20 protein-coding genes are annotated in these 26,662 nt (G+C 38.4%); 10 read left to right on the top strand and 10 right to left on the bottom strand.

Features of this window, described 5'->3' with window-relative positions; genetic code table 11:
• The first annotated feature begins 7 nt into the window (after positions 1-7).
• From L0668_RS11565 to L0668_RS11575, 3 genes are read left to right on the top strand one after another with little or no spacing between them, the layout of a single operon-like run.
• Complete coding sequence (locus L0668_RS11565; RefSeq protein WP_235312733.1) at positions 8-376, top strand: DUF3019 domain-containing protein; 369 nt, start codon at positions 8-10, stop codon at positions 374-376.
• Positions 376-1,077 (top strand): response regulator, encoded by a 702-nt coding sequence (locus L0668_RS11570; RefSeq protein WP_235312735.1) that lies wholly within the window; start codon positions 376-378, stop codon positions 1,075-1,077. Before L0668_RS11565 ends, L0668_RS11570 begins: the two co-directional genes overlap by 1 nt.
• On the top strand, positions 1,077-2,312 hold the full coding sequence (locus tag L0668_RS11575) for an ATP-binding protein (RefSeq protein ID WP_235312737.1): 1,236 nt from the start codon (positions 1,077-1,079) through the stop codon (positions 2,310-2,312). Before L0668_RS11570 ends, L0668_RS11575 begins: the two co-directional genes overlap by 1 nt.
• 7 nt (positions 2,313-2,319) lie before the next feature.
• Here the strand turns inward: L0668_RS11575 and L0668_RS11580 are convergent, their stop codons facing one another.
• Positions 2,320-2,679, bottom strand: a complete 360-nt coding sequence (locus L0668_RS11580; RefSeq protein ID WP_235312739.1) for a hypothetical protein — start codon at positions 2,677-2,679, stop codon at positions 2,320-2,322.
• A gap of 279 nt (positions 2,680-2,958) precedes the next feature.
• Between L0668_RS11580 and ccoG the strand changes: the two genes are divergently transcribed.
• The 5 genes from ccoG (at position 2,959) to L0668_RS11605 (ending at position 8,414) form a co-directional block, all read left to right on the top strand.
• Positions 2,959-4,398 (top strand): cytochrome c oxidase accessory protein CcoG, encoded by a 1,440-nt coding sequence (ccoG, locus tag L0668_RS11585; protein WP_235312741.1) that lies wholly within the window; start codon positions 2,959-2,961, stop codon positions 4,396-4,398.
• On the top strand, positions 4,395-5,360 hold the full coding sequence (locus L0668_RS11590; RefSeq protein ID WP_235312743.1) for a serine/threonine protein kinase: 966 nt from the start codon (positions 4,395-4,397) through the stop codon (positions 5,358-5,360). Before ccoG ends, L0668_RS11590 begins: the two co-directional genes overlap by 4 nt.
• A gap of 501 nt (positions 5,361-5,861) precedes the next feature.
• Entirely contained in the window at positions 5,862-6,290 is a 429-nt protein-coding gene (locus tag L0668_RS11595; RefSeq protein ID WP_235312745.1) for a type 2 periplasmic-binding domain-containing protein, read from the top strand.
• Between the two features lie 14 nt (positions 6,291-6,304).
• Positions 6,305-7,579, top strand: a complete 1,275-nt coding sequence (locus L0668_RS11600; RefSeq protein ID WP_235312747.1) for a porin — start codon at positions 6,305-6,307, stop codon at positions 7,577-7,579.
• A gap of 211 nt (positions 7,580-7,790) precedes the next feature.
• On the top strand, positions 7,791-8,414 hold the full coding sequence (locus L0668_RS11605; RefSeq protein WP_235312749.1) for a thiol:disulfide interchange protein DsbA/DsbL: 624 nt from the start codon (positions 7,791-7,793) through the stop codon (positions 8,412-8,414).
• 118 nt (positions 8,415-8,532) lie between these two features.
• On the opposite strand, the gene L0668_RS11610 is transcribed toward L0668_RS11605, so the two are convergent.
• The 9 genes from L0668_RS11610 to yaaA form a co-directional block, all read right to left on the bottom strand.
• Positions 8,533-10,932 carry a DNA polymerase II gene (locus tag L0668_RS11610; protein WP_235312802.1) on the bottom strand — a complete coding sequence of 800 codons (2,400 nt, stop codon included), beginning with the start codon at positions 10,930-10,932 and terminating at the stop codon, positions 8,533-8,535.
• Between the two features lies 1 nt (position 10,933).
• Positions 10,934-12,874, bottom strand: coding sequence for a diguanylate cyclase (locus L0668_RS11615; RefSeq protein ID WP_235312750.1), 1,941 nt, complete (start codon positions 12,872-12,874; stop codon positions 10,934-10,936).
• Positions 12,875-13,035: 161 nt separating this feature from the next.
• Complete coding sequence (locus L0668_RS11620; protein WP_235312752.1) at positions 13,036-13,725, bottom strand: DUF6445 family protein; 690 nt, start codon at positions 13,723-13,725, stop codon at positions 13,036-13,038.
• Between the two features lie 28 nt (positions 13,726-13,753).
• Positions 13,754-15,256 carry a tryptophan halogenase family protein gene (locus L0668_RS11625; protein ID WP_235312753.1) on the bottom strand — a complete coding sequence of 501 codons (1,503 nt, stop codon included), beginning with the start codon at positions 15,254-15,256 and terminating at the stop codon, positions 13,754-13,756.
• Positions 15,257-15,270: 14 nt separating this feature from the next.
• Entirely contained in the window at positions 15,271-16,722 is a 1,452-nt protein-coding gene (locus tag L0668_RS11630) for a tryptophan 7-halogenase (protein ID WP_235312754.1), read from the bottom strand.
• The gene (locus L0668_RS11635) at positions 16,719-18,281 is read right to left on the bottom strand and encodes a tryptophan halogenase family protein (protein ID WP_235312755.1); all 1,563 of its coding nucleotides are present in this window, start codon (positions 18,279-18,281) and stop codon (positions 16,719-16,721) included. The genes L0668_RS11630 and L0668_RS11635 overlap by 4 nt, the downstream gene beginning before the upstream one ends.
• A 149-nt stretch (positions 18,282-18,430) precedes the next feature.
• Positions 18,431-21,829 (bottom strand): TonB-dependent receptor, encoded by a 3,399-nt coding sequence (locus L0668_RS11640; protein WP_235312756.1) that lies wholly within the window; start codon positions 21,827-21,829, stop codon positions 18,431-18,433.
• A gap of 527 nt (positions 21,830-22,356) precedes the next feature.
• A complete protein-coding gene (locus L0668_RS11645; protein ID WP_235312757.1) occupies positions 22,357-23,028 on the bottom strand; it encodes a putative glycoside hydrolase in 672 nt (223 codons plus the stop codon).
• Positions 23,029-23,192: 164 nt separating this feature from the next.
• Positions 23,193-23,966 carry a peroxide stress protein YaaA gene (yaaA, locus tag L0668_RS11650; protein WP_235312758.1) on the bottom strand — a complete coding sequence of 258 codons (774 nt, stop codon included), beginning with the start codon at positions 23,964-23,966 and terminating at the stop codon, positions 23,193-23,195.
• Positions 23,967-24,211: 245 nt separating this feature from the next.
• Between yaaA and L0668_RS11655 the strand changes: the two genes are divergently transcribed.
• The gene (locus L0668_RS11655) at positions 24,212-24,553 is read left to right on the top strand and encodes a hypothetical protein (RefSeq protein ID WP_235312760.1); all 342 of its coding nucleotides are present in this window, start codon (positions 24,212-24,214) and stop codon (positions 24,551-24,553) included.
• A gap of 83 nt (positions 24,554-24,636) precedes the next feature.
• Entirely contained in the window at positions 24,637-26,652 is a 2,016-nt protein-coding gene (locus L0668_RS11660) for a TonB-dependent receptor family protein (RefSeq protein ID WP_235312762.1), read from the top strand.
• Positions 26,653-26,662: the final 10 nt, after the last annotated feature.

Consider the following 26,662-nt stretch of genomic DNA (forward strand, 5'->3'; position numbering starts at 1 on the left):
TATTGATTTGAAAATCAGTGTGTTAATTATCAGTATCTTTTTTTGCCATCAGATTGCTGCAATGTCGGCTGCTTGGTCGATCCAACCCAATATATGTATTTCAGATAAAGTCGGCGATAATTGCCAACTAACAATTAATATAGAAATAGAAAACCTGCCTACAGGTTTACACTGCTTGTTTTTAGATGATCAACAATTGAGTTGCTCAGAACAAGGCAAGTTTTTAAATGAAATTTCAATAACAATCAAACAAAACGCTGTACTTATGCTAAAAAACAAAGATCAACAAACAGTGCTCAGCCAAGCGTTGTCTATTAAATATCAGGCAACATTTGCAAAGCGCAGGAGAATACGCAACCCCTGGAGTATTTTTTAATGAAAAAAGTATTATTAGTTGAAGATGATGAAAGGTTAAGTGCACTGGTTTGTAAATTTCTCCAAGAAAATGATTTTCAGGTTAAAACCTTAATTGATGGTGAAAACTTAAATGCAGAAGTCAAAAGTTTTGCTCCAGACATCATACTCTTAGACATAATGTTACCTGGTGATAACGGCTTTACCTTATGTAAAAAGATTCGCCCACACTTTGCTGGTCCCTTGTTATTTATGACCGCAAAAAACGACGACTTTGATCAAGTATTAGGTCTTGAGATTGGCGCTGATGATTACATCATTAAGCCAGTCGAACCTAGAGTATTATTAGCCCGCATTAACGCTCTTTTACGACGCAGTACTGAGCCTGTACAATCAAGTAGCCATAAAGAACAATTAATCTTTGGAAAATTAGTTATCGACCGTTCTACTCGTACCGCGATCCTTGCCGGCACAGATGTGATGTTAACCAGCCATGAATTTGACATGTTATGGAAGTTAGCTGAAACCCCATCCCAACTAGTAGAGCGAGAAACTTTATACACCGAATTAATCGGCCGAGAATACGATGGACTCGATCGAAGCGCAGACGTACGTATCTCCCGACTCAGAAAAAAACTTCTAGACAACAGCCAACATCCTTATCGCATAAAAACCATTTGGGGCAAGGGCTTCTTTTTTGTGGCCGACGCTTGGGATGATTAATGGCGCGCCTATTTATTAGTTTATATATATTTATTACAATTGCTTTGATTGGTCTGAGCGCGGGCCTAGAAAAGCTATTTATTGTAAGTGAAGACCTACCCTCTAGCACGTCATACGTATCATTCATCCAAGCTGCACACAAACAGAATGCCAATATTGAAAACTTTTTAAGCGAGCTAAATTTAAATTATCAAACCAAATTCATAAAAGATTTTGCTTGGAGTCAAGATAATTTAACTAAATTACATCAAGGCAAAATATTAACCTTTTTTGATCCTCAAGTAGGAGAGCAACTTTATTTAAAGATTAGCCCGCAACAATTACTAGAAATATCTCTGCCTGAATATCAATCGTCTTCACAACAGTTTTTTATCTACAGCGTGGTGTTTTTTTTATGTTTAGGAGGCGTAATCGCCCTATGGATATGGCCTCTATGGCGAGATTTATCTCGACTACAAAAAACCGTTTCTGAGGTTTTGCCTGACGGCAGCATTGCACCAAACACCATTAGTAACACCTCGTTAATAGCCCCGATTGCCATAGCAATTAATGATATGCGTTCGCAAATAAATGAATTGATACAAAATCAAAGAGAGCTAAGTGGCGCAGTCGCACATGAGTTTAGAACACCATTAGCCAGACTAAAGTTTTCTTTAGCTATGCAGCCTCAAACACCCAACGCTCCTTGGTTGGAGATGCAACAAGATATCAATGAACTGGAAAGGTTAGTCCAGGAGATGCTCGATTACGCCAGTAGCAATGTGCAAATACCTGAAATGAATTGGACAGAAATTCCAGTCAAAAAGTTATGTACTAAAATTATTCAGCGCTTAGAGAATAGCCACTTGCAAGGTATAAACACAGAAATTAATGGCGATGACATCCATGCTTTGGCCGACGAACACTTTATGGAGCGCGCAGTGAGTAATTTAATTGTTAACGCTTCACGTTACGCCAATAAACAACTACATATCAATTTATATAAAAACCCAAGCAATATTGAAATATGTATCGAAGACGATGGCAAGGGTATCGCGCCAGATATACGAGAAAAAATATTTAGCCCATTCTTTAGACCAGATGAAAGTCGTAATCGAACAAAAGGCGGTGCTGGGTTAGGTTTGGCAATAGTTAAACGTATAATTGATTGGCATAAAGGCAAATGTTTTGTCACTGATTCGAAATTAGGCGGCGCTAAATTTGTTATCCAGTTAAAGGACACGTTCAATTCATAGATTTATTTTAACTTTTAAGAATACCTGTACGGCCAATTTCACTGCATACATAATGCAAGCTTGCACCGTAAATGTACGGGTTTTTATCACCATTTTGACAATAAAACTGATTAAAACTTCCTAATGCTGCTTTATTATCAGTAATTTGACGTAAGTAATCTCTTTGGTAACCATTTAAGTTTTGGGTATGTGGAGATATTTCAGCTCTCAATTTTTCAAGTTGCTGATTATCAATCAGCATAGACATTTCTAACATCCAATCCGCTGCAGAAGATTGTATATCGGATAGCCAAAACTGCACGAATGATGTACGAAGCACCATTACCAAGGCAAGAACTTCAAAAGTCACAATAAAAAATTTAAACATAATCAACAATGTACATTTACCAGATGAGCAGATAATAAGCTAAAAGCAAGTCAAGATTAAACCTCTAATAGTTATAGCAATTGATAACTATTGATAACTCGGTGCACAATCATTAATTTTTACACCACTCCAGATTATCACTACGGATTGATATAACTAACTGATATACTAGGAGCTGTAGAACTTTGATGTATGCTTTTTTCAGCAAGCTGTATAATATTTATACACCCAAGTTCAACAGTCCAAAGTTTAAGTAAGCAGATTTATCAAGGATCCCAAATGAGTGAGCGCATTCCAGTCAAAAATATCTCACCTGTAAAAGTTCACCGTCCTGATAAAAGTAAACATGACAATGCTTACAACCCTAGAAGCAGAATCTATGTGCGTGCCGTAACAGGTATGTTGGAAAATATCCGACGGGTCTTAGGATTATGGTTTCTTGGCGTATTTGCCATTCTACCTTGGATACAATATGAAGGGCACCAAGCAATATTATTCGACATTGGCGCTCAACGATTTAATATTTTTGGTCTAACTCTATGGCCACAAGACCTTACCCTTTTAGCTTGGATATTAATGGTATCCGCTTTTGCTTTGTTTTTTGTTACTACCTTTGCTGGTAGGGTTTGGTGTGGGTTTATGTGTCCACAAACTACTTGGACTTTTTTATACGTTTGGTTTGAAGAAAAAATAGAAGGCAGCCGTAATAAACGTATGAAATTAGATCAGCGTAAGGCTGACTTTGACAAAATATGGCGGAAAACATTAAAACATATAGTCTGGGTTTCCATCGCTTTATTCACCTCAATTACCTTCGTTGGTTATTTCACCCCTATAGATTATTTACTAATTGAATTTTTCACCTTTAACTCAGGCTTTTGGGCAACCCTAAGTATCATAATATTCACTGTGTGTACCTACGGTAATGCTGGCTGGATGCGTGAAATTATGTGTTTACATATTTGTCCTTATGCTCGATTTCAATCTGCTATGTTTGACAAAGACACCTTTACAGTTGCGTACGACAGCAAACGTGGGGAACACAGAGGACCACGAGGCAGAAAAGCCAGCCGTGAACAAAATACCGAAAAAGGCTTAGGTGACTGTATTGATTGTAATTTGTGCGTACAAGTTTGTCCCACAGGCATCGATATCCGCAATGGTTTGCAATATGAGTGTATAAATTGTGGCGCCTGCGTAGATGCCTGTAATGGGGTGATGGAAAAAATGAATTACCCTAAAGGCTTGATCAGTTTTACTTCAGAACATCAATTAGCTGGCGGTACCACAAAAATATTTAGGCCTAAATTAATTGGCTACGCTATTGTTTTGGTATTAATGACTGGTTTATTAGTATTTGAGATTGTATCTCGTAAACCTTTGGGTATTGATATTATTCGAGATCGTAATTCTCTTTATCGTGAAACGGGTATTGGTTTAATTGAGAACGTCTACACCCTGAAAATATTAAACAAATCTCAGCATTCACATCAATACAATATTTCAATTCAAGGGTTAGATGGCCATCAGTTTATTGGCGAAACACAAGTGACAGTGAATAGTGGCGAAATATTAAACCTACCAGTTAGCATAGCGATTCATCCGAAAAACCTAGCTGAAACAGTAACCGAGTTTAGCTTTGTATTAACCACTACAGATGAGGCCAAAGATATTCAACAAGTGACAGAGAAAAGCAAATTCCTGTACCCAAATTTATGAATAATTTCGATTTTTCAGGATTAACCCCCGACCTAATATTAGATGCAATCGAATCTACGGGCATTAGAGTGGATTCAGGGCTATTAGCCTTAAATAGTTACGAAAACCGAGTTTATCAATTTATTGCTGAAGACAAACTTAGATATGTAGTCAAATTTTATCGACCACAACGCTGGACCCAGCAACAAATTCAAGAAGAGCATGATTTTTCAATTGAATTAGCTAACCACGAAATTCCAGTGGTGCCACCTATACAAACTAATGGACAATCTTTACATCAATACCAAGGCTACAATTTTGCACTCTTTAAGTCAGTAGGCGGCAGACAATTTGAAGTGGATAACTTAGACCATTTAGAATGGATGGGCAGATTTATTGGACGAATACATACTGTGGCTAAAAGTAAATGTTTTGTTCACCGCCCACAAATCAGTATAGAAGAGCACCTAATCATCCCACTAGGTGAATTGCAAAATAGCCCACTGATCCCTGCAAGTTTACATCAGGCTTTTTATACAATTTTAGAACAAGTGGTTGAACTCACCCAATCACAGTATACAAGTGACTCAAATATTAGATTGCATGGGGATTGTCACCCTGGCAATATTTTATGGCGTGATGGCCCAACTTTTGTTGACTTAGATGACTGCCGCTCGGGCCCAGCAGTACAAGATTTATGGATGATGTTATCAGGTGATCGCCAGCAACAGTTTATCCAATTGGATACCTTAATCGAAGCTTATGAAGAATTTCAAACTTTTGACACAAAACAATTAGCTTTAATTGAACCATTACGTGCTATGCGTATGGTGCATTATATGGCTTGGTTAGCAAAACGTTGGCAAGATCCCGCTTTTCCTCAAGCCTTCCCTTGGTTTGCCGAAGGAAAGTATTGGGAGCAACAAATATTGTCTTTAAAAGAGCAATTTTCTGCTCTACAAGAACCTCCAATTAGCATGTAAATTAAGCTCTATCCTTTCAAAAATCCTATCTATTTAATTTCATTGAGTATTTATTCGATTATTTAAAAAATAAATTTAGCATAATTTTCATTTGGGGCTATCTTTGAAAATGACACGGAGACAAATCATATAGGTATTAGATACAGTCACTATTGTTGTCATCTAGGGTAAATTATAAATATATCTCTAGCCCTGTCATCAACGAGAAGTTCGTTTAAAAAATAAAGATTAACAACAAGTTAACAATTACGAATAAAAATTACTGCTAGAGCAATGACAAAAAGTAAGGTGAATGAATCTTATAACATGGTATGAATTAACATACCTTATTAAGAATTTAAAAATGAACTTTTTTGCCATAATAGCTCTGCTTGAGAGGTCCACACCTATGGTAGTTGTAACTCATTATGTTTATTGAGGTTTATCTAAAACGTAGGACTTAAATTGTAAGGTCAGATGAATTCCATGTTGTTTTTCATCAACACATTTAAGGGTTGCAATATGCACATTAAAACATTCTATAAATCTGTAATAGCCACAACACTAGGTTGTTCTATTGCTTTTTCTTCACTAGCAGAAGTGGTGTTAGTCGTTCACCCAAGTAACGATGCAGCTTTAGATAAAAAAACTGTCCAGCGTATATTTTTAGGTAAATCAAATAAGTTCTCAAATGGTAAAGAAGCCATTCCAATCAACCAAGTGCCGAGCAGTGCCACAAGGGGGTCTTTCGATTCCGACACTCTAGGCAGAAGCTCAAGTCAAGTATCAGCTTATTGGTCTAAATTAGTATTTACAGGAAAAGGTATACCGCCAAAAGAAGTGGATAACGATGCAGCGGTTATTGCAGTCATTGCAGATAATCAAAATGCTGTGGGTTATGTTGATAGTGGTGCTGTTACCGGTGCTGTTAAAGCCATTCCGTTAAACTAATTGAGGACTGAATCATGAAAAAAATTATTACACTAGCTACATTATGCGCCTCTACTTGTTTTTCAGCTCAAGCAGAAGTAAGAATTAACGGTTTTGCCAACTTTATTGGTGGCATGGCTGAATCAGACGAATCTTTATATGGTTATGATGACCGTATAAGCTTTTCTTCAGAAAGTTTATTTGCCATTCAAATTAGTGGAGATATTAACGAAAAAATGACAGCTACAGGTCAGCTAGTAGCTAGAGGTGAAAATGACTACGATCCTGATTTTGAATGGGCTTATTTATCCTATAGTGCTACTGACAACTTAAGCATTTCTGCTGGTCGTTTACGGTTACCTTTGTTTAATTACTCCGCCTCTAAAGACGTAGGATATTCATATCACTGGATAAGTGCACCTCAATCTGTTTATGACGTAGTATTTAATAACATTGAAGGTGTTCGTTTTGACTATGCAAACTATGCTGGAGATTGGGAATATAGCTTAAGCGCCTCATTGGGTGGTTTCAATGCACCCACTTTTGGTACGGATTTAGATGCTGATAATCTAGTCCTTTTGTCAGCTGAAGCCACTTATGATTGGCTTAAAATCCGAGCTGTAGCAGGGGTTGCAAAAACGTCCTTAGATATTGCAAATTCGACAAGTAGTGATTTGGTTGCAGCCTCACAAGGTTTAGAACTAGTCAATGCTTTCGGTTTTGGTGGGCTAGTCGACTCATTGTCATGGCAAGATGACAAAGGTGAGTTCTACGGCGTCAGCGTGCAAATAGACAAATTTGATTGGTTTATTGGTGCAGAGATGACAATTATAGATGTAGCTGAAACCTTTATCGCGCAAACAGATGCCTATTACTTAACCGCTGGTTTACGATTGGGTGCATGGACACCTTCAGTTACTTATGAGAAATCTGACTCTCCTTTCCAAGCCAAATTTGGCAACCAGGTTGACCAGATGTTAGCCACCCAATTTGCTGCACCACAAATTGCAGCGTTTGCGGCCACACCAATTGGCATGCTAGTGGACCAAGGAGTACAAGCTCAATTAGGTGTGCCTTTAACGTCCTTACCTGAACAAGCTGCTAGCCCTTTAATAACAGGTGCAATTAATGACAACATTATTCAGTCATTATTAGGCTCTCAGGTTGCAGAGAGTAGTGTAATATCAGCGACTCTTCGCTACGACTATGACACTAACATTGCTTTTAAGTTTGACATAACAAAGCGCACTAATGACCTAAGCGACACTGATGTTACATTAATTAGATTTGGTGCTAACTACGTATTCTAAACTTTATTGGTTAGTTTAAGTTTAAAACGCTCCAAATTGGGGCGTTTTTTGTTTCTATTACTAAGTTTTTATTCCTTTACCAATAATACCAATTACAGTAAATAACTGAACAAAACCTTAACAATTATAACTGGTTACAATCTATAGTCGGCAAAGGTTTAAAGCTATGATAATCTTGCTGCAATTATTGATTTAAAGAGATTTAGTAACTATGAAAAAAATCCTACTTACCGCTTTGTTAGCTTTATTCATTCCTTTGCAAGCCTGCGCTCAAGAACAATGGAAAAAAGGTGAGCACTACCAAGTCATTAATGATAACGCGACGGCAAAACCAGAAATCATAGAGTTTTTCTCGTTTTGGTGTCCCCATTGTTACAATTTTGAACCCATTGTGAAAAATCTTAAAAGCAAACTACCGGAAGGTACCTCGTTCCAAAAAGTTCATGTTAACTTTATGCGCAGTGCCAGCCCTAAAACGCAAGATGAAGCCACCCGCGCTATGATGGTAGGTCGCGCTCTTAAACGTGAAGATGCATTAAACCTAGCTATTTTTAAATATATCCATGTTCAAAAATCATCAGTTGCAAGTTTAAAAGACTTACAAAATGTCTTTATTGTGAATGGTGTAGAGCCGGCTGATTTTGACAAGATGGCGAATAGTTTTGGTGTGAACAGCATGGTGCAAAAAAATAATAAAATATTTGGCCAGTATCGTAAAAACTTAAGCAGTGTGCCGTCTTTTATAGTAAATGGTAAATTTAAAGCCACCTTTACCCGAGATATGACACCTGACGATATGGTTGATTTACTAGTATGGTTAACTAAACAAAAATAATCTGAGCTACGAGCTACGCAAATTTTTTATCGACACCGATAATTTAGATTAATAAAAAACGGCTACATTCATATAAAATGCAGCCGTTTTTTATTCTTTTAACGCGTTGCTTCTTGCTTCAAAACAAGCCTAATTGTTGGCTGCTTATATTTTCAAAAGACTTATTGATAAAAGGTAAGATCCCCTCGGCAATTGGCTGGATCTGTTTTTCAATATAATGGTCATAGTCAATTTTCGAACTGAGGTATTCGAGGGGTTCAGGCCCATTTAAAGTCATCACATAACTCACCCAACTTTTATTTTGATACTTAAGTGTTTTGCCTAATCGGGCATTTCTTTCATCAGCCAATCGTGCAGCACGCACATGTGGTGGTACATTTTTTACATATAAACTTAATTTACGTCGAATACGTTTTCGATATACCAGCATGCCGTCGCATTTACCGTGGCGAATATCAGCAACCACTTGTTGTACAAATTCTTCCACAGCTTGTTTGGCGAACACCATTTTATACAAGGTCAATTGAAACTGTTTGGCCATGTCAGTCCAATCAGAACGCACATTTTCTAATCCTTTAAAAATTAATTGTTCACTATTTGAATTGACCTTAAGCCCGGCATAACGTTTTTTGCTGCCTTTTTCTGAGCCTCGTATAGTAGGCATTAAAAATTGGCTAAAATGCGTTTCAAATTCTATTTCTAAATCGCTATCTAGCTGATGTTCATGTTGAATTTTTTCGGTCCATTTTTGATTAATTTGTTCCGCTAAAGCCGTGCCTATTTGTTGCACTTGTTGATTATCAAATTCACCTTTTAACCAAACAAAGGTTGAATCAGTATCGCCGTATATCACCTCGTAACCAGCTTGTTCTATCCAACTTGCCGTGACTTGCATAATTTCATGGCCACGCATTGTGATTGAACTAGCTAAACGAGTGTCATAAAAAGGACAACCGCCTGAGCCTAATACACCATAAAACGAATTCATTAGAATTTTGATAGCTTGGCTACGGGCTGCGTCTTTATTTAATTTGGCTTGATCTCTTTGTTGCCAAAGTGAGGTAATGATATCGGGGAGAAAGTGTTTATCTCGACTAAATTTAGCACCTAAAAACCCCTGAATACTATTATCATCTTGTTTTAACCCTTCAACTAGCCCAAGAGGGTCTATTTTAAATGTACGAATAATTGACGGATACAGGCTTTTAAAATCAAGCACCAGCACATTGGTGTACAAACCAGGTTTAGAATCCATCACATAACCACCTGGGCTAGCTAACCCTCCATCTGCTGGCCGATTAGGCGAAACATAACCTGCTCTATGTAATTTAGGTAAATATAAATTAATAAATGCTGCAACTGAGCCCCCCATACGATCTAACTCTAAGCCGGTTAATTGACTTCTTAGGGTTAAAAATTCCAGCACCTTAGTATGGGCAAATATTTGTAATACTAACTCGCAGTCCTGCAAGTTATATTTAGCTAACTTAACTTTGTTATGTAAAAAGTCATATTGGATTTGAGCTAGTCGATCGTCCACATTTTCAGTGTCTTTACCCACACCCAATAAGTTTTGCGATACATTTTCTAAACTAAAACTATCAAATTGGTAAGTAGCCGTTTTTAAAGCATCAATGCCATCCACTACCATTCGACCAGGCATGGAGACGTAACCTTGGTTGCTTTCATTTCTGGCATTTCGCCACGTAATAACTTGTTCACTTCGGCCAATTTTAAGGGGCACATTATGTAAAGCCGCTCGTTTAATTAATAGGCGAAAGTCAAAATTCACTACATTCCAACCAATGATCACATCGGGATCATATTCATTTAGTTTTTGCACAAAGCTTATTAATAAGGATTTTTCATCCTCTACCCAAATAATCCAATCTTCTAGTTTTTTATCTGGATCTTCTTGCGCTACTTTTGATTGGCCAATCATAATCACTGACTTTTCAGCTTCAGTCGCTAAACCAATGGAAAACAGCTGGCCTTTTTCACTGCATTCAATATCTAAAGACAGCAGCTTAAACTTAGGAATATATTGGCTGGGTTTTAAGTGCGCTTGAGATAATTCCATAAACGGCTTTTGTTGAGCAGAGGGAAATTCTGCTTGGTCACTTAATCCACTGACTGTAGCACTAGCATAGATAAAACGTTCCATCATGTATCGTTCGGGTAAACGAATATCATCCTCAAAACAGCGGATATTATTTTGTTTTAATAACACCTTAGCTTTATAGAATTGTTTATGAGAATCAAAATACAGGCCACCTACAGGTGTATGGTCAAAGGTAGTCAGTTCTAAATTTTTATATAAATATTCTATCTTAGCTTGCTGCAATAGATTGGCAGCCATTTCCTGCGTAGTTTGCGGAATAAAAAACAGATATTTTTGACTAGGGGTAATAGCTTGAATGGGCCCTTGTTCTGTCAATAACCAAAACTCTAGATAAGATTTATTCTGTTGTTCGATGACATTAGCGGTCAGGATAAACCCATCAATCGGGCTTTGTATATTATTCAATTAAACTTTGATCTCGCCTATCACACAATACAACTTGATTTCTGCCATTTTCCTTAGCTCGATACAAGGCAATATCAGCAAGTTGAAAAACGTCCTCAACTGTATCCCCTGATTTACATTCAGATATACCAATAGATATAGAAATAGTTAGAGAGGGTAAATTCAACTCTTGGGTTAATTTAGCTGCTTTTTGTCTTAGGATTTCCATCACTTGATAAGCATCTTGGCTATTGGTGCATGGTAACAAAACTAAAAACTCTTCACCGCCAATTCGGCCAACAACATCTGTTTGGCGTAAATGTTCAGTACAAAGTTTGGCAAACAACTGTAAGACTTTATCTCCAATAAAATGCCCGTGTTTATCATTAATTAACTTAAACCAATCCAAATCAATCATAGCCACACATAAAGTACTGGCATATCTTTCGCTCAGATTTAATTGATTTTGGAATTGTTCTAAGATTTGTCTACGATTAGCTAATCCAGTTAATTCATCTGTACTAGCCCACTGTTTCAACATTTTATTATGTGCCCTAGAACGATATACGATCACAGCTAATAAAGCACATGCACACAAAGCTAAAAATATAATAATAAACAAGTTCAATTTTTCATTTTTTTGAGCTCGCAATTCCAACTCTTGCAATTGATTCTGATGGCTCAAAGCTATATTTCGATTATGAGTCAAATCAAGCTCACTTTTTACTCGCAACCTATGTAACTGTTCAGAGCTTTCTGTATTGGTATACTTTTTATAATCCGTATAGGCCTTACGTAACAGTGTATAGGCTTGTTTTTGATCTCCTTGCTTCGCTAGAATAGCGGCTCTTTGCTCCTCAAGATGGATAGCTTGTAATGGCATAGTTTCTTTATTTAGATACTCTTGGGCATTCAACAAATGTTGCTGAGCTAACTTTAACTGGTCCTGTTGCGTACTCAGTTCAGATAAATTCATCAAGATATTAAAATGCAAATGATGATTATCTGCCGCAGTTAATATTTTTAAAGCTTGCAAAAGTTGCTGTTTAGCTAAGTCAAAATTAGATTTTCCTATATTAATTACCGCCAAATCTTTAAGTGCGTACGCGACACCTTGTTGATCATTTATCTTCTGGGCCAGGATCAAAGATTCTTCTAATTGAGCTTGACCTAAATCTATCTTGCCAATGTCTCTATTGGCTTTTCCTAAGCCATACAAGATAATACTCAATTCCCCCCAGTTTTCATTGGTTCTGTGGAAAACCTCTGCTTCTTGATACAAGGGAATAGCTAAACTTGGCTCTCCCCTATACTCGTATACCTGAGCTTGCATACCTGCTATGTCAGCTCTAGACACGGCTGTATTTTGATTATTAGCTAACGAATAGGCCCGCTGAAAATCAGTTAAAGCCGCTACGTAATTGGTCAAACTAATAGAAATTATGCCTCTGGTATATAAGCCCAACAATAAAGTAGGTAATTCCTCTTCTAGTTCTGCCCATTCAACCGCTTGATTTACTCCTACTAACCCTTGAGTAAATTGCCCGGTCATTTCATAAGACGCTGACTCAAAAATTCGCAAAGTATGGGTTAACCATGGTTGTGTTTCCAAAGATGTGAAAGTTAATGCCAGTTGAGCATTAAGAAGTGATTTTTGCGGGTAAGTTAAACTGTAGTAAGCTTGACCTAATACAGCAAAATATTGAGCTTTATATAAATTTTCAGCTTGTTTTTCAGGAGGATGGGCTAAGAGTTCGTTTAATACTTTATCTGCATTAGTGCGTATTTCGAGAAGGTAATTAGCAAATTTTGGTTCAAATTTAGTTAAAGCTTTAGTGGTTTCCTGCGCAACCGAAATCTGCATAAATGCAGATGCCAAAAATATACCAATGACGAATGTGGTTAATCGGAATTGATGCCAAGAAAATAAACATTTAACGACAAGTTTAAGCAACGAACGGTCCTTGAAAATGCAAAGTAGAAAGCAGAATTCTCACTTCTGAAGTATACAGAAAGCGAATCAATGCAGAGAGCTTTTCTTTGTTACCTATCCATTCTGAACAAAAACCGAGGTGAATTCAACTTATACTGAGTCCTGTTGTTGGCTGTACAAATTTAGCTATGTATAAAAGATGCAATTGTAAATCGCCCAGTGTAAGGGTTCATATCAAATTTGTAATCTGAAGGGATGTCTCCAGAGTGCAGACTTGAACATCGATAAATTACCGCTCGATTAAACTTTGCTGGAACCGATAATATCCGCTTAAAAATTTCATCATCGCCGTTAAGGTATTTAGGCTCACGACTTGCGCCTAACTGATTAATATCTTTTTCTAGGATAGCAAAATAGTCTTCGTGACGATCTTGATTAATAGATTCATAACCAGTTGAACGATGCCTATAAAAAGACGTTCCACCATGAGTGTCATTGCACAAATAATGAATTACGGCTAACTCATCGTTTTTGGGGTGATCAAAATGTGCTAACTGTTGGATCACGGACAAATCACTCACAGGTGTCGCTACCACAGAATAATAACTATCAGCCCGCCTTAAGTCCTCAGAACCCAAGCTAAATACGTTTTTCAACAAGTCTGCTAATTGCGAAACCAATAAGTGTTGATATAAATCAGGTGCTTTGGAACGTAAACCTGGATAATGTCCACGATCAGGCGCCACGTCATTTTTAGTCATGGCATAACCAATTAAACTGCGCGCATCCTTAACAAAATTATCAATGATTAAAATTGGTTGCTGTTCATGGCCGATATGCTGCACTTGATAACTAAAGTTAGTATCTAACATTTCATTCGCCAACTATTGCTGCCATAAATTAATCAGCCTTGCAGTTTTTATCAATGAATGTTTGATGTGATGGCATGTAATCTACTGAATTTGCCATGACTTTTTGAATGCCTTGCATACGCCTCTCAAGTTCATCTTCTGGGAAGTTATCCACTAAAGCATGATAGGAGTCAGGAATAATGCCTTGCCCATACATCACCTCAAACCAACTGAGATCGTTAAACATTTCATTATCAGTGCGGGCAACTCTGCCATTACGCTTAAATTGCTCAATTTTATGGCTCAGTTCAGGGGGAATTGGCATGGTCTGGCAATGTTTCCAAAATTCAGAATCATCACGTTCAGTGGCGTGGTAATGCAACACTAAAAAGTCTCGAATTCTTTCCCACTCAAATACGGTTTGACGGTTGTATTCATCAATGTCTACTTGGTCAAAAGATAAGGTAGGAAAAAAAGTAAATAACTTAGACAATGCGGCCTGAACCAAATGAATACTAGTTGATTCTAATGGCTCCATAAACCCCGCAGCCAAGCCAAGTGCTAACACATTTTTATTCCAAAACTGTTTACGCTTGCCTGTTGTAAAACGAATTACTCTTGGTTCAGCCAAAGGTTTGCCGTCTAAGCCGTCCAGTAAAGTTTGCTTAGCTTCTTCATCAGTCGTAAATTTATTACAATAAACATAACCATTGCCGATCCTGTGTTGCAAAGGAATACGCCATTGCCATCCTGCTTTTTTAGCGGTTGAACGAGTATAAGGAATGGGATCTCCAGCATTTTCACAAGGTACGGTTACCGCGCTGTTGCAAGGTAGCCATTCACTCCAATCGTCATAACCTGTTTTCATGGCTTCTTCAATTAGCAAGCCCCTAAAACCAGAACAATCTATAAAGAAATCAGCTTCATGTACTTCACCACTATCTAAGGTAACAGATTGGATAAAACCAGTATCACTCAACTCCGTATCAACAACTTTACCTTCGACTCGTTGTAAGCCTGCTTTTTCAGATAATTCTCTTAAATATAATGCGTATAAACCCGCATCAAAATGAAATGCGTAGGCAATATTAGATAAAGGAGAGTTGCCTGCATCCATAGAGCGCATAAATTTTCGTTTTTCACATGCCATTGAAGATAGGGTGTAATCATCTATTCCTGCAGCCTTACCCAGCTTACGCATTTTTAGCCAATAGTGGTAAAACTGCACCCCTTCCATATCTTTACCTACATCACCAAAGGCGTGATAGTAACTACCGCCTAGTTTGTCCCAATCGCAAAATTGAATAGCTAATTTAAAGGTGGCTTTGGTTTTTCGCACAAAGTCATTTTCGTCCAATCCAATCAATTTATTATAAAGCTGAATTTGCGGTATGGTGGCTTCTCCTACCCCCACAGTGCCGATTTGTTCGGACTCAATTAATTTCACTTGGCAGTTATCCGCAGATAACACTTTGGTTAAGGCGGCTGCGGCCATATATCCTGCAGTTCCTCCACCAACAATAATAATTTTTTTAATACGTTTATCTTTCATAATACTGCTCACTTCTAGCTAGAAGATATTGGGTAAAACCGATTTAAATACTGGTCATGTGGTGGCATACCACCAATCAAACTTGCGATAGCTCGCTGAACATTTGCCATACCTGCCTCAAGACTTCTAGAGTCAACCTTTGATAATACTACTGAAGCAAGTTGTGGTCTTAGTCCTAAACCATATAAAATTTGATACCACTGGCTTTCAGTCACAGCGTCAGTTTGCATAGGATTTATGCGCCCCAATCGCTCAAACACTTTTATTCTCTGAGTCAATGACTCAGAAGTATTCACATTATTTGGCCCCCCTAAAGCAAAATGCACATCGGAATAATCCACAGCATCTTGGACAAACTTTTGCCATTCTTGATTGTAATGGGAGCGGTTATGTTTACCGATTGGCAAACTGGGAAACAAATCAATAAATTGCACTAATGCGGCTTGAATAACTTGTAACTCTGAAAATACAAAGTTACCTAACTGTAATGATCCTTCTCCAAGAGCAAGAATATTTTTTTGCCATGGTAATCCTAAGGACTGACAGTTAACTTTTCGAAACTCTAAATTACTAGGAAGTGTTATATCAAACTCTAATGCTTGTTGAGAGATGTCAGCAACTTTTTCTGAACCTGCAACCATATACAGTTTATATACTGTACGATTTCTTAAGTGAACAACACGCAACCAAGCGCTATCTAACTCAATTAATTTTGTGTATGGGCAAGTTAATTCTATGTGTTCTTGACTCCATTCAGCGATTGAAGAAACAGGTAATAAGTCAGGATTTACCTCATACTCAAGACAAGAAGATAAAATATTAGTTCGACTTACATCCAACCAAAAATCGGCACAAATTGATTGTTTCATACAACGAATTTCAGATAAGTTCTGTTCATTTATAAACTCAATTTCTGTGCTATCTAACTTCAGCCATTGCACATTATCTTGTTGGCATACGTTTGCTAAACAAGCTAAATACTTTTGCGTATCGAGTTGAACACCATAATCTAAGGCCTTACGTAAATCTTCTCGGTCATTACCTGCAATAGCAAATTTTCCTGTTACCGCGGCCAACGAGGCGGCGCAATAAGCAGTAAGATTTGGTTTTTCTTGGTTAGCTAGATATTGAAAAAGCCCTTGTTCAAAGTCATCTTGCTCTGCTTTTAATCCCATATGAGCAAAAGGCACAAACCAATCAGCGCCCTTGGTTAAATAACGATCACCTAATCTAAAAGTAGCATTAGATTGGCGAACCACATCCACTTCATTTAAGCCTAATATTTTGCATAAAGGCGAAAACTCAGGGCCGCAAATTTCAACTGAACTAGCATTATTCTCTTCAGGCAATTCAACTGCGACTATTTGGCAATTAAAGGATTTTAATGAGCTAGCCAATATTGCAACACTCATGGTTAATTGAATACCTGAGCCTAATACTGCGATTCGTTGGATCATTTCACTCATGCATTTATCCCATATAAACTTTTTACGGCGACAGGATATAAACCTTGACCAACTTTTGCAGATTTTGAAATACTTTGTGCATGCTCTGGCATAGTCGAAACAGCTTGAGTCATAGTTGCCTTAAATTTGGCAAAGTGTTGTTCCAACGCTTGCTCTGGAAAACTATCTACACGAGCATCATAACTATTGGGAATTAATCCTTGCCCTAAATATACAGCTAACCAACTAGCAGGTAAAAATAAACCATGCCTATAAGCGCTAATACGTGCGCCTTCTTCAAACAAGGCCATTTGCTCAGATAATGTGTCTGGTATAGACATAGATTGACAATCTCGCCAAAAATCCGAATCCTGCCTTTGATTCACCTTATAATGCAAAATAATAAAGTCCCGAACTCGTAGATATTCATTATCCATGTGACGATTAAAACTATCTCGTTCCACATCATTAATTACTGAGTTAGGAAAGTGTTCTAATAGCTTCTGAATAGCAATTTGAATTAAATACAAACTTGTGGACTCTAGCGGCTCCAAAAAACCAGCGGATAGACCAATTGCCACACAGTTACGCTGCCAAGACTTATTACGTTTACCTGTTACAAAACGTAACTTGTTTAAATCTGCAGTGGGGGATTCTTCTACATCATGTAATAAACTGTCCTCTGCTTGACCTTCTGACATATGAGCACTGCTATACACTATGCCATTTCCAGTGCGATGTTGCAGAGGAATACGCCATTGCCAGCCTGCTGATTTAGCAGTTGCCCGAGTATAAGGAGGGGGATTATTTATTCGCTCAGTGGGTACGGCTATAGCGCGGTCACACGGCAACCAGTGGGTCCAGTTTTCATAACCAGTTTTTAAAGTTTTTTCGATAACAAAACCAATGAAACCGGAACAATCTATAAAAAAATCGCCTTCTATCTGCTGCCCGGATTCCAAACATAAACGAGCAACATCACCTATTTCCCCCTGTGCTTTAGGGTCGTGATGCAGTTGCACTTCTGCCACTTTACCTTCTATACGGGTAACGCCCAAGGCTTCAGAGTATTTACGTAAATATTTGGCGTATAAACTGGCATCTAGATGAAAAGCATAACCATAATTGGAACTGATATCGTTTGGGTTATCACTTGGATAACGAAACTTTTGTTGTTGAGCGGCCTCAACTGCAATGGAGTATTGATCGAATGGTCTTGCTTTACCTAACTTATTAAGCCTTAGCCAATAATGATGAAAATCTACACCATTTATATCATGCCCACTCAAACCAAAAGGATGAAAATAACTACCTTCTTTTTTACCCCATCCAGGAAATTGAATAGCTAGTTTATAGGTAGCGCCGGTTTCACGCATAAATTCATTTTCATCAATACCTAATAACTGATTAAAACTTCTGAGATGGGGCAAAGTGGCTTCACCCACACCCACAGTGCCAATTTGTTCAGACTCAACCAATACAATTTCATATTGTTTAGGATTTAAAAATCGAGACAAACTTGCAGCGGTCATCCAACCCGCACTTCCTCCCCCTAAAATAACTACTTTTTGGCGTTTCATGGGACCTCTTTGGAAGATTTATATTGACTAATTTTATACAAATTATTAATAAAAATACTCTGAAAAACACTTATTTAAATATTTTTATGAATAAAAAATGCGCCAAGTCTTCACTTGGCGCATTTTAGTTGTGTACTTAAGTTAATGGATTAGAAATTACCACGTGCAACTAAAGCGATTCTTCTATCTGCCACAAACCAAGAGCGTCCAGATTCTAAATAGTCATTATTCAATAACATAGTGGTTTTAGTCTGTGTATCAGTTAGGTTGGTACCTTGAATACCCACAGTAATACTATCATTAATTTTATAGAATACTGATGCATCCATTTGGCCTCTGTCTTCATTCCATAAAGGCGCTTTACTGATAACGTCACGCGTGGTTAACAGATAACGAGAACGCCAGTTATAAGCAATACGTGCACTCCACTCATCTTTTTCATACATGGCCACTAAGTTAGCAGTTTCTTTAGATTGCCCTTGTAATGGAATAACATCTAAATCAACACGAATACCAGTATCAGTTGAATCATCACCGAAGAAACCTTCATCTTCAATGTCAATTTGATTATTAGGTACGCCTGATGCATCAATGTAGGTATAGGTTGCTTGCACACCAAAACCGTCAAATGGCGCTGGTAACATATCAAAGAATTGTTGATAAGCCACTTCAACACCATTCATCTTCGCTTTACCACCATTACGGGTAGTCGCCACATCAACAGTCTGTGTCACGCCAGATGTTGGATTAGTAATGTTTTGAAAAACAGAGCCTTGAATAAAGAACTTGTCTAAATTTTTACGGAAAATAGTAGCACTTAATTGCCCTACATCAGCAAAATACCATTCAAGAGCTAAATCCGTTTGAATTGATTCCATTGGCTCAAGGAATGGGTTACCGCCACTACTTGTCCAGCCAGAAACAGAAACACCTTGAATCAAACGCTCTTCCGTAGTTGGCTCAACTGGCTCTTCACCATCTGCAGGAGGAGGAGTAATAATGCGCTCTACTTCAAGTGAACGTGGCCCAACATCATTCCTATTGCGCACATCTCCCATATCAGGATAAGCAATAGCTTTCGCTATACCGAAACGAGCAATTAAATCATCTGTCACTTCAAACTTAATATTAAAGCTAGGTAAAACAGCTGAATAGGTTGTATCTGCGGCAAGTAGCTGCTCAGAGTTATCACCATAAGCTAACTGTTCATCGCTCAGGTAATTGTTCTGATCCATAATCCATTGGTTATTGGGTGCACCTCCTTCGCCTTCAGACTGCAAAGCAGTCAATGTATCAGGAAATAACCCCTGAGCCACTTGGCCTTCTAAATAAGCAAGCACGTTAGAAGGTGTTAATGGTGTGTCCAAACTAGCTGGAGCAGCAAACGTAGGTTGTAAATCAGGGAATGTAACCGCCCCTAAAGACGTTCTATCTAGCTCAATATAGCGTAAACCTATATTACCAGAGAACCTTACGTCACCGTCGTATTCAAAATCAGTTCTGATGTAAAAGGCCTTATTGGTTTCTTCAGTAGTATTGATTTCACCTGGGGTGAAAATGCCATATTTATCATCAAGCGTACTATTAAAGTTTGGATCTTGCTCTCGTCCTGGGTAAGGATACCAGCTACCGCTACCTGATTTAAAATCAGCAAAGTTAGTTGGAGCATCAGGTCCCATGAGAGAACGAATAAAGTTCTCGTTCATGTGTAGTGTTTGATTACCTGAAACATTCACCACTCCGCCGCCATGGAAATCAGACCAATCAACTGCTTCATAAGTAGAACCTTCTGGATCGACTTGATCTAACCAGCCAGTGTTGGCTCCCCACTCAGGTGCCAATGCCCCCCAGTTCCAACCTGTGCGACGCACTGTTTGCTCACGTTTTGAATAACGAGCCCCAGCTTTAACCATAGTAAATATTCCAGCATCTTCTAGATAGTAACTGCCGTCTAGTCTGAATGCTTTTGAATCACCATCTGAACGTTCATAATGATCCATTGCAGAGCGTGCCCAATAACTCGTTGGATCTGCAAAGTAATTTGTATCGCCTGCAGGATCACCACTGAACCCCGGATACGTTTCGTGTAAATCAGAGCTAGTTGCGCCATCAGGATAGGTTTGATAAGCATCTGGGTTGGCGTCTCGGGCACCATTCCATGGGTCAATTAATGTTAAACTAGGCGTACTACCAGTAATATCATACTGCTGAATTGCCCATGAATTTGCGTGAACAGCTAGATCATCATTACTTGCGTCAGCTTTGATATATTGTATGTCAGCAATCAGCTCTAAGTTTTCTGTCGCTTGCCACTTAAAGTTCAATGAGAAATCTTCAACAAGTGAACTCGTATCATTGACACGACTGTCCATTTGAGTATTTAAACCCCATTGATTGGCTGAGTTATCACCCCACTGACGAGGAATACGGTTTGCATTCGCATCACCTGAACGCCAGCCATCCGTGCCTTGTACCATAGTACCTGACTCGAAAACACCACGATCATCAAAACTAAATTCTGTACCTTCTAAACCACGCATAGTACGGCGGTCAATATCTTGATAACCACCTTGATATTTTATGGCTCTCTCGTTCCAAGCTAAGCTAGAATCAGAACGTAAGTATTGGAAAGTGGCTAAAAACGTTTCGTCTGTATTTTCAAATTGTAATGCTAAAGCGGCACCTTGGCGTTCACGTTCATCCGTTTTCATCAAGGCATTAGATGCTTGTGGCACCCACACACGGCCATTGTTATCTGCACCAGCAAATGCACCTGCGCCAGCCAAATCACGAGCATAATACTCAACAACAGCATCACTTTGTATACCGTGGGTTTCACCTTCAAGTTTTGAATTTGCATAGTTAGCTAAGAAACCAAATTCACCTGCGTCGGTTTCCCAACGATTACTGTACAATGCAGAAAATGTAGGTGTCCATGCTTCAGCTTTATCGCCGTAGGAATAATCGACATTAAACGCAAACACTTCACCTTGAGAATCAAATGGTTTACGTGTGCGTAAACTAATCGTTCCGCCTATACCGCCTTCAATCATGTCAGCAGTTTGGTTTTTAAATACATCCACACCACCCATTAATTCAGGTGATACATCTTGGAATGAAAGTCCACGACTGGAGTTAGCTGAGAAAGAATCTCGGCCATTAAACTCTGAACGGGTCTGGGTTAAACCCCGGATAATTGCGCCAGAACCTTCCACACTAAAGTGATCAGGATCATCAGGCCCTGCAAATAGTTCAATTGACACACCTGGGAGCCTTTGAATTGCTTCTAGTACGCTTCGATCTGGTAATGAACCAATATCAGCCGCAGTGATTGAGTCAACAACCGTCGCTGAATTACGTTTAATATTTTGTGCATTTAAAAGGTTGGCTCGTGTACCCGAGACTTCAATTACTTCTAAGTCACTATCTTCAGCATCAGTAGTGTCGGCTTCTTGTCCTGTGGCAGTCGCACAAATCCCCATCATGGCCAGTGCCATGAGCGATTTTTTGAAGACTGGTGCGTTATTCTTTTTAATGTGTGCAGTCATTAATGTTTACCTCTTATGTGTATAAATAGGCGCTATTTAGTAAATAAAAACTCGATATACGCCCTGAAAACTAGAGAAAACGTTCTATCCCAATTATCCATAAACGCTTTCTAAACAACCTATTAACTCAACCGTGAGTACCGGCTCAACCCATATAATTCAATACATTTTTTTAACATACCAATGTATTAGTATCCCATACCAATATCACTATGCACTTGAAAACGATTTCAGTCAACATTTGTAACAATTTATTAACTTACTTTTTCGTCAAGCTACATTATGAAAAATCGTAATTTCGAAACAATAAAACTTCTTCAAAATCAATGCGGTAAGTATAATTACCTAGATTAAATTAAGGTAACCGTGATCAATAAATATCGCTTTGCTAACGTTTTCAATTAAATTAATAGTTAAACTTTAGTCAAAACCACATTTTGTTAAACAAATGTATCAAATGAATGACTATAGCTACCATTATGTAATGTAATTTAATGATTATTAAAAATTACCCTTGGTTTTTGGCGTTATTTGGTACAAGTTGGCGCCCCTTCAGGTAACAACTCAAGCCTAATATTAGCAACTTGTGCTTCAAAAGGTTTATCTGTGCTCAACATAAAAATAGCATTAATCTTTCTAAGATCTAAACCTTTAGCGGCAAAACAATCGATAGGAATAGGGTAAGTAGTCCACTCACTTATTTTTAATTGGCGTAAGGTCTTTTGAATATTTAACTCGCCGCGGCAAGGGTAACCACAATCCATTCCTAAAGAGACTGTACCTTTAGGTTTTTTCTTAACTTTTATTTCCATAGTGAGCGCAGATCTATTTGCCAACTCAGATAAATCAATTGCTGGACCGTACAGTGAAAAGCTAGCCTTACCTTTTTTTCGGCCCCATTTTAAGGCAACGGCATCGTCTTTTTCTTTGTAAGCTGTGCGAGTCATTTTTAAGCGGTTACCCGCTGACACACCTTCTTTTTCGGGGACAGATAACATCCAGTTATCTTCATCAGACAACACAACTGCCCAATTACCGACAGGTTCACCATCAACAAAGTATGAATATTTGGAGTTTAGGTTTTGTTCGTTAGCGAAAGTTTGTTGCGATAGGCCGAACAAAAAGTACAAGCCTGATAGTAAAAAGAATCTTATTTTTAAAGGCTGAAAACCTTTACATGTAAATTTAGAAAACAGCATAAACACCTCGCTAAATTGATAATCTTTTATAACACTTGTTAATAAAATGTTACATCTCAATTTAAACAAAGACGATTATTTAATATTATTTAGGAATTATTAAAATACTTAAAGCCGTTTAGAAGGAATAGATCGTGCAGACGTGCAGAAAGTATTAAAGACTATCACTGCTCTTCGCGAGTAAACACTAGGTCACTACCTTGGCTTTTTTCAATAGAAAATTGATAACCCGCCACATCAAATTTTTTCAATTCACTAATATCACTAATTTGGTTTTGTAAAATATACCTAGCCATCAAACCACGGGCTTTTTTGGCATAAAAACTAATCACTTTGTACTGACCATTTTTACAATCTTGGAAAACGGGAGTGAATATCTGGGCGTCTAATAATTTAGGTTTAACTGACTTAAAGTATTCAGTAGAGGCAAGGTTGACCACAACATTATCACCTTGGGCTGCAACGGCTTTATTCAATTCAGTGGTGATTTTGTCTCCCCAAAATTGATAAAGGTTCTTATGCTCCCTAATATCTAACTTGGTGCCCATTTCAAGTCGGTATGCCTGCATTAAATCTAATGGGCGTAATAGTCCATATAGGCCAGACAAAATACGTAAATGTTGCTGTGCATAGTCAAAATCTTTAGGCTGAAAAGAACTGGCATCTAAACCTGAATAGACATCACCATTAAATGCTAGTACTGCTTGTTTGGCATTGTTTGTATCAAACGGCAATTGCCAACCAGCATATCGATCTGCATTCAGTCCAGCTAACTTGTCACTAATTTTCATCAAGCTTGAAATATCAGCTGGGGTTAATTTTCGACAACGCTCAATCAAGGTTTTCGAGTCATCTAACATTTGCGGTTGGGTAAAAATATCAGTGGCTGCAGGGGTGTCGTAATCGAGATTTTTAGCGGGCGAAATAACAACTAACATTCAAACAGATCCTATTTATTTTGGTCTAGCTAGATATAAGGGGGGGATAAGGGAATGCAAGCTATGAATAGAAAAATATTTTTTATTTTACATTAGGTAGTTGCTATACCCATTAATTTACACTTAGTATAGCGCTATTAAAATAACAAATCCTACTCACTAACTTGCCATACTTTTTCACCCAAGCACGAAAATATTTAGCCTCATTTGTCCTCTTGGCTTTAGTTTTTAATAGCACAGCTCCTGTGTTGGCTTCGTCGTGGAAAGTCAATAATGCCCAGCAATATGCATCTGTTGATGCCATGATGATTTGTACTGGCAGCACCTTTAAATGGATTTCTGCCACAGATTTTTATGAATTAGGTAAAGTGATTTTTATTGATGCGCCAGCAGATGCCCCAGACAATATTCATAATCTAGATTGTTCATTTGTATATATTAATGATCATGATAAACAAAAAACTCACGACTTAATTAACACCGTAAAAAACATAGCCTATCGGGCTAGTGTTCTGACTCTCGCCCAAAGGCCATACACAGCTTATCCTTATCAAACAGCACAAACTCGCGCCTCACCACTTGTTTAAATTCAACTTGATATAAAACATCTCGATATTGGCATTGATCCGCCAGTTATCTCATTGAATTTACAATTTAAGAAGTTTTACCCATGACAATAAAATTGAACCTTATTGCCAGCGCAATTTTGCTTGGCCTTAATTCATCAGGCGTGTATGCCGCCGCCCTTGTAAATAACCACAAAGTGCAGAATAAAAACACTCAATTCAACACCATAGAAAGCATTACAGTATTAGGCAAAGCCGCCACCGAAGATGCCGATTTAGGCGGTATTAGTCTCAAAGAATTACCTGCTAATACTCACGTAGTAGGCAGAGCAGAAATAGAAAGATTACGTTTTGTTGGCCCCAATGAGTTTTTAGATCGCATTCCTGGTGAAACCCAAGTGCGAAACTTACGTATACCCGATGGTGGTAAAAGCTACACTATCCCCATGTTAGATGGCATGCCGCTAGAAAGTCCTTATGAAGGCGCCACGCAAAGGTTAGATAGAACTAACACCTCTGACATTCAAAGAGTCGAAATAATTAAAGGTCCAGCCTCAGCCTTGTATGCCAATAATGCCTTTGGTGGTGTGGTTAATGTAGTCAGTCGTGATGCGCCAAACACACCAGAAACTAAAATATCTGTAGAAGCTGGTGATTTTAATCGCTTAAGAGCCGGTATCAATACAGGTGGTAAGGTCAACAACATAGGTTACTTTTTTGATTTGAATACTCGTAACTTAGAAGGTTTACGAGACTTATCTCAAAATGACCGTGACCAAGCCAGTGGCAAATTGATTTTCCACCCTTCAGATATCACCCGCATCAGTACTAGATTCGAATATTTAGACGAAACTGTGATTGCTAGGGGGGATTTAACTGCCGAACAAATGGCAGAAGATCCAACCCAAGCTGGAGGGCTAAGCTCTTCTACCGATCTACAACAAAATGCCATATCAGTGAAAGTCGACCACTTAACTGAATCGGGCAAAATTGAAGCTCAACTAGTTAGACGAGAAAAAGACACAATAGGTGAATCTCGCTTTTCGGGGCCACAAGATGAAAACGACTTAGCTTACAATGGCAAACTTATGTATCGCCACGACTTAGACAGTGCCGATATAGTGGTGGGATTAGATAGATACGATAGCAGCCAAAATGTTAAACAATATGCCCGAGGTGACGCTAGTTTATCTGGCACTTTCACTCCCTATACAAACGAGTTATCCGTTAACGCTTATTTTGGCCAATACCAAATTCACGCCACTGAGCAGATCACACTAACAGCCGGTTTAAGGCATGAAGATATAAAACTCTCATCAAGCCTTTACTCACAAAACGCCAGTTTTTCTGACACCTCTCCTAAGCTTGGTGTGACCTACCAACTTAGCCCAGACAACATGCTGTGGTTAGGTATATCTGAAGGTTTTTATGCACCCAACATGGGACATCTATTTGATATGGAAGATGGCAATCCAGATTTAAAATCAGAAGAAGCTCGCAACATTGAAATGGGTTTTCGCGGCTCTTGGAAAAATTGGCATTACGATACCTCTATTTATCAAAACAAAATCAGTAACTATTTGGTCACTCAAGAGTTTGTGCGTGTAGTGGATGAACAGGAGCAAGAATACCAACTCACCACCAACGCCGGAAAAGTAGACATAAAAGGCATAGAAACCGTGATTGAATATGCGCCTAAAGATGCCCAATGGCGTGCCGGCTTAACCCACACATTTACCGACAACACTTATGATTCTTTTGTACAAAGCACCCCAGGAGCTGATGACGATTTATCTGGAAAAGTATTACGCCGCTCTCCCGATCACCACCTAAATATGCGCGTCGCTTGGCTACCCATGGCTGGATTGTCCGCCGAGCTTGAAGCCGATATGTACAGTCATTATTTTGCTGACGCAGTGAACTCACCTGAATCTAAATTCACCCGAGGTGATCGTATTAACCTAAGAATAAATTACGAATTTGCTCAATGGCGAGTTTGGTTCCACGGCTTAAACCTAACCGACACTATGGAAGATCGTGCCACTTATAGCCGTGGAAGAATGACATTCAGAACCATAGACGGCCGTACTTTTTACGCCGGTGTTTCTTACACCTTTTAGTCGGAGTTAA

It is taken from the genome of Paraglaciecola algarum (assembly GCF_021532655.1).
Lineage (GTDB): Bacteria > Pseudomonadota > Gammaproteobacteria > Enterobacterales > Alteromonadaceae > Paraglaciecola > Paraglaciecola algarum.

Excerpts from the sequence above, each read along its gene's own strand:
- L0668_RS11570 (WP_235312735.1), top strand. The coding sequence starts at position 376 with ATGAAAAAAGTATTATTAGTTGAAGATGATGAAAGGTTAAGTGCACTG.
- L0668_RS11575 (WP_235312737.1), top strand. The coding sequence starts at position 1,077 with ATGGCGCGCCTATTTATTAGTTTATATATATTTATTACAATTGCTTTG.
- L0668_RS11580 (WP_235312739.1), bottom strand. The coding sequence starts at position 2,679 with ATGTTTAAATTTTTTATTGTGACTTTTGAAGTTCTTGCCTTGGTAATG.
- ccoG (WP_235312741.1), top strand. The coding sequence starts at position 2,959 with ATGAGTGAGCGCATTCCAGTCAAAAATATCTCACCTGTAAAAGTTCAC.
- L0668_RS11590 (WP_235312743.1), top strand. The coding sequence starts at position 4,395 with ATGAATAATTTCGATTTTTCAGGATTAACCCCCGACCTAATATTAGAT.
- L0668_RS11595 (WP_235312745.1), top strand. The coding sequence starts at position 5,862 with ATGCACATTAAAACATTCTATAAATCTGTAATAGCCACAACACTAGGT.
- L0668_RS11600 (WP_235312747.1), top strand. The coding sequence starts at position 6,305 with ATGAAAAAAATTATTACACTAGCTACATTATGCGCCTCTACTTGTTTT.
- L0668_RS11605 (WP_235312749.1), top strand. The coding sequence starts at position 7,791 with ATGAAAAAAATCCTACTTACCGCTTTGTTAGCTTTATTCATTCCTTTG.
- L0668_RS11620 (WP_235312752.1), bottom strand. The coding sequence starts at position 13,725 with ATGTTAGATACTAACTTTAGTTATCAAGTGCAGCATATCGGCCATGAA.
- L0668_RS11625 (WP_235312753.1), bottom strand. The coding sequence starts at position 15,256 with ATGAAAGATAAACGTATTAAAAAAATTATTATTGTTGGTGGAGGAACT.
- L0668_RS11630 (WP_235312754.1), bottom strand. The coding sequence starts at position 16,722 with ATGAGTGAAATGATCCAACGAATCGCAGTATTAGGCTCAGGTATTCAA.
- L0668_RS11635 (WP_235312755.1), bottom strand. The coding sequence starts at position 18,281 with ATGAAACGCCAAAAAGTAGTTATTTTAGGGGGAGGAAGTGCGGGTTGG.
- L0668_RS11640 (WP_235312756.1), bottom strand. The coding sequence starts at position 21,829 with ATGACTGCACACATTAAAAAGAATAACGCACCAGTCTTCAAAAAATCG.
- L0668_RS11645 (WP_235312757.1), bottom strand. The coding sequence starts at position 23,028 with ATGCTGTTTTCTAAATTTACATGTAAAGGTTTTCAGCCTTTAAAAATA.
- yaaA (WP_235312758.1), bottom strand. The coding sequence starts at position 23,966 with ATGTTAGTTGTTATTTCGCCCGCTAAAAATCTCGATTACGACACCCCT.
- L0668_RS11660 (WP_235312762.1), top strand. The coding sequence starts at position 24,637 with ATGACAATAAAATTGAACCTTATTGCCAGCGCAATTTTGCTTGGCCTT.